The following is a 4,131-nucleotide window of genomic DNA, read 5'->3' on the forward strand; positions in this document are numbered from 1 at the left end:
GGCATCCGTTAAATCGACGATGTAACGCTTCTGACTCATAATGATCTTCCTGGATTTGAGTCACCTTACCAGAAATAACCCCACCAGGCAAAGTTCCCTTGGCAGACTACTAGCCCCGATAGACGAAGTTCTAGCTGGGATGAACTCTCATCTGAAATCACGCTTTTTTGCTGCAAAATTTGCTGATAGATGCCTAATAACTGACTGGTTTGTTTCTCGTGTCGGAGCAGACGATCGCGAATGGTTCGTAAATGCTCTGGCTCATCCTGAGTTTCCCAGTGCTGGATGAGATGGGTGTGGATCAGGTGAGCGATTGTAGCTTTTGGATCCTGGCTGTGATACGGCGATGAACGCCAATATTCTATTACCAGGCGACAAACTTTCTGTGTGAGAAAGGGCTGTCCGCCTGTCCAATTCAAAATTTCTTGAAGAGCAGCTTGCGGATCTTCGATCGCACCAGTTAATCCCTCAATAAGAATCTTTGCTTCTTCATATTGAAAGCCGTTGAGCGCGATCGCCTGACCAATATTAAAAGGAGTGCGGATTTTATCCTGGATCAAATTAGAAGGAGTGGCGACACCAAGTAGACAAAATGTAAGATTTGTCTTCGCATTACTTTCTCGATCGTTTGCGTAAGAACGAATTAAAGCAAAGAAGTCGTTAATTGCAAATTTTAGGCTGAGAACGCTATCAATTTCATCAATAAAAATGATGACTGGCTGATTTGCAAAATAAAATAAAAGCACATCATCAATAAACGTGCTGAGGAGATGAATGTGCGTTAAAGACGGACGATCGTTCAACCAGGCTTTCAAATTGACTTTGCCAATTAAATTCGCACTGCGCCATAATTCTGAAACGACTCGCTCATACCATTGCTGCGGAGTCAAATGCTCATTTCCCACTCGCGTCATGTCGATCGCAATGCAGCAAACTCCCTCCATTCGCAAACGATGCATCACCCGTACTCGCAAGCTTGACTTGCCCATTTGCCGACAGTTAAACACGTAGCAAAACTGTCCCGCTTTCAAGGCAGCATAGAGTTCTTGGTCTGCCTGTCGCTCAACATAGCTGGGAGCATCAATCCTGAGACTTCCCCCAACCTGATACTCGTAACCCATAGAAACACGAGTGGGATAACGACCTGTACTATTCCACTGTAGATGAGATATAAACGAGTCAGAGAATTTGTGCAGAAGAATGCACAATTTTAGTGGCATTCAAACTCAAATCTATAGAATAACTTTTGAGCAGGCTAAAACAGAATTGTGTTAAAGGATGTCTAAGAAGTACTAATAGTCCTGCATTACCCTCTAAATCTCCCAATCCTGGGAAACTCTGAGACTAGGGAAACTCGATTGCCAGAATTATGGGGTAGATCAAAATGCCGTGTGATCATTTTTCTGCACAAATCCATCAGTTTTAAATCATGTCGCTAAGCTGGAAACCTCAGCTTCAAACTCGAAGTCACATCTGCTGAGGCTTCCAAATTCATCTTTCTAGCAGCACAGATTGAAATCATGCAGCAATCATTCAGCTCCTCGCTTAGATCATTCCTCTGGAGCAGCACCGTTTTAAGCCTTGCGATCGGACTGCAACTGCCGACCGTGGCTCAACGAGCCCCTGATTCTAACCCCGCTCCTCTAGACAATATTTACCACGAACGCGACAACTTGCCCGACAATGCCGATGTCTTTCCCCGTATGGGCAAAATTGCAGGCGATGAGCAAGAGCAGTCAAACTGCCGCGTTGCACCCTGGAGCAGAGTCGTAACCCGCTTTCCGGGTAACTCATTTGTCGAAATCGATCGCCGTCAGGTAGACAACAAAGGCGAATCTTGGTTCCACAACCCCAACGGCAACTGCTGGATTCATGACAGTCGCATTGATTTGCTATAAACCCACTGAGAGCAACCGAGATGAATTGCAATCGCAGCAAAAATCGCAGTAGAAACCAATTGATCGTTTGGGTGGTTGGATGCTGGATGATAGGCAGTACGATCGCTGGATGCATTGCTACGACGACCCGATCGCAGCCTGAAGCTACCTCACCCAGTCCGGAAAAGGTCACGGCATCTACGCCAACTCCGGCAGCTTCTCCCAGCCTTCCTAAACTGGCAGGTGTTCAGGAATGGGCAGAGATTTTGCAAGGCGAATCGGCGCAAGGGTTAACGTTCAGCAATGACGGCAGGTTGGTGCATCAAGACAAAGTGCTGCTGACCGAAATTCCAGTGAGCTACAGGAGCGATGGCGTAGTCACTTACGCTCAACGGCTGATTGTTTCTGATCCGTCGCCGTCTGGTAGATTTAATATCGTGAAAGCGTGTGAAGGCAGGACCAGTGGAGCAGGACTGTGCTGGTCGGTGTATCTGGTTGATCGCAAGTCAGGAACCGCTCAGAAGATCGATATTGCAAAATACGGCGGACTTAACTGGGTACAGTGGACAGCCGACGAGCGGTATGGCCTGTTTGCCGAGTCAATGGAGGGCGTTTCCTGGTTTGTCGCGCTTGACTTGCAGACCCAGGAATCGAAGATGTTTGAGCAGACGACTGCCACAGCTGACTTAAGCAGCTTCAAGTGGATCGATAATCGCACCTTTGAAGCGAATGTTTTCTGTGGCGAGGGGGCAAACTGTACAGAACAACCCTTTCGCGGCAATATCTCGACATTATTCACCCAATAGTTTTGCCTGTCGTTTTATCTGTGAGAAAGATTCCGGTCATTTATCCTCTTTTTTTCATTTTGCTGAGCTTGTCCGCAGGTTTATCCGGCTGTCAACCTGACAACGTTACTTCGTCTACTCCGCCTGCTGAAGCAACTGCATCTTCAGAGTCCCAGAAAGTAACATTCACCACGATCGCTTACTTTCAGGGCGATAACGGCAGCAACCCGTTAGGATTGGTTCGAGCAGGAGACGGTAACTTTTATGGCATTACTGAAGGAGGACGGATTGGACCCGGAGTAATCTTTCGCCTCACCCGCAACGGGCAGATTCAGCCGATCGTGCATCTGCATGGCGAAACTCAGGGCTACAACCCGGAAGCAGAGCTAATTTTGGGACGTGATGGCAATCTGTACGGCACAACTTCTGGTGGCGGCGCAAATGGACAGGGGTTTGGCACGGTCTTTCGCGTCACCACAGCCGGACAACTGACGACGCTGGCAGTGTTCGATCGCAAAAACGGCTCTAGTCCTCAGCGTCCCCTCATTCAGGCGCAGGATGGCAATTTCTACGGCACAACCTATATGAGTGGAGACCATCAGCAAGGTACAATCTTCCGCCTCACGCCCGCCGGAGAACTGACCACCCTAACTTCAAGGTCGATCGGTTTCCGGGAGCACTAGATTTGATTCAGGATCGATCGGGTAATTTCTATGTCACGCATGGCAACTTTTACGGCACGCAATACATGGCAGATGGTGCAGCCACCATTTTTCGCCTGACCGATAACCAAACGTTGATTCCATTCGCCCAATTTGCAGGGCTAAACGATAACCTGAGCCGCGATGCCTACCCCAGTCGCCTGGTAGAAGCACAGGACGGCGACTTTTACGGGGTTACGCTATTTGGCAACTTCTTTCGTTTAACCCCAGACGGACAAAAGACCGCGATTGCTACCCTTGACCGCAACTTTCTGTTTAATCGCCTGATTCAGGGCAATGACGGCAACTTTTACGGTACTGCCATCGGACCAGAACCGCCTGACCCCGGTATGGTGTTTCGCCTCACACCCCAGGGAAAACTGACTCCGCTAGGCTACTAACTGGTTGCGGGTTTTGCATAAAAGTTGATAGGAGAGATTGAATAGCAAGGCCAAATTGAGCTTTTAAAGGAACAGAACGATCGATTAGGATCGATTTCCTGCTACTCTTGCCCATATTTCTGACTTCAAAGCACGACAACTCTGAGTCTCTATTGCCGAGACCTCAAAAGGGATGAATGACAAATGGGTTAACCCTGGCAGAAATGCCGCAGATTGATCAGAGTGTCATACGAAATCCGGCTAAGCAGTAACACTATAAAATAGGAGCATGGCACGTACACTGACACTGGAAAAACATCTCAGTAGTGAGGAACTCAAAACTCGCTATCAAACCAGCACTGACCCAATTGAATCACGGCGTTGGCAC

At 48.2% G+C, this 4,131-nt stretch carries 5 protein-coding genes; 4 read left to right on the plus strand and 1 reads right to left on the minus strand.

Going from position 1 to position 4,131, the window contains the following annotated elements; translation table 11 throughout:
• Positions 1-65: 65 nt before the first annotated feature.
• Positions 66-1,121 (minus strand): AAA-like domain-containing protein, encoded by a 1,056-nt coding sequence (locus NDI45_RS30630; RefSeq protein WP_348250050.1) that lies wholly within the window; start codon positions 1,119-1,121, stop codon positions 66-68.
• Positions 1,122-1,520: 399 nt separating this feature from the next.
• Between NDI45_RS30630 and NDI45_RS30635 the strand changes: the two genes are divergently transcribed.
• The 4 genes from NDI45_RS30635 (at position 1,521) to NDI45_RS30650 (ending at position 3,764) form a co-directional block, all read left to right on the plus strand.
• A complete protein-coding gene (locus NDI45_RS30635) occupies positions 1,521-1,898 on the plus strand; it encodes a hypothetical protein (RefSeq protein ID WP_348250051.1) in 378 nt (125 codons plus the stop codon).
• An 86-nt stretch (positions 1,899-1,984) separates the two neighbouring features.
• A complete protein-coding gene (locus NDI45_RS30640; RefSeq protein ID WP_348250052.1) occupies positions 1,985-2,683 on the plus strand; it encodes a hypothetical protein in 699 nt (232 codons plus the stop codon).
• 59 nt (positions 2,684-2,742) lie between these two features.
• On the plus strand, positions 2,743-3,345 hold the full coding sequence (locus tag NDI45_RS30645; protein WP_348250053.1) for a choice-of-anchor tandem repeat GloVer-containing protein: 603 nt from the start codon (positions 2,743-2,745) through the stop codon (positions 3,343-3,345).
• Positions 3,346-3,347: 2 nt separating this feature from the next.
• Positions 3,348-3,764, plus strand: coding sequence for a choice-of-anchor tandem repeat GloVer-containing protein (locus tag NDI45_RS30650; protein WP_348250054.1), 417 nt, complete (start codon positions 3,348-3,350; stop codon positions 3,762-3,764).
• Positions 3,765-4,131: the final 367 nt, after the last annotated feature.

The sequence above is a fragment of the Leptolyngbya sp. GB1-A1 genome (genome assembly GCF_039962475.1).
GTDB lineage: Bacteria > Cyanobacteriota > Cyanobacteriia > Elainellales > Elainellaceae > Leptolyngbya_A.

Coding starts and splice junctions, on each gene's coding strand:
- NDI45_RS30635 (WP_348250051.1), top strand. CDS start 1,521: ATGCAGCAATCATTCAGCTCCTCGCTTAGATCATTCCTCTGGAGCAGC.
- NDI45_RS30640 (WP_348250052.1), top strand. CDS start 1,985: ATGATAGGCAGTACGATCGCTGGATGCATTGCTACGACGACCCGATCG.
- NDI45_RS30630 (WP_348250050.1), bottom strand. CDS start 1,121: ATGGGTTACGAGTATCAGGTTGGGGGAAGTCTCAGGATTGATGCTCCC.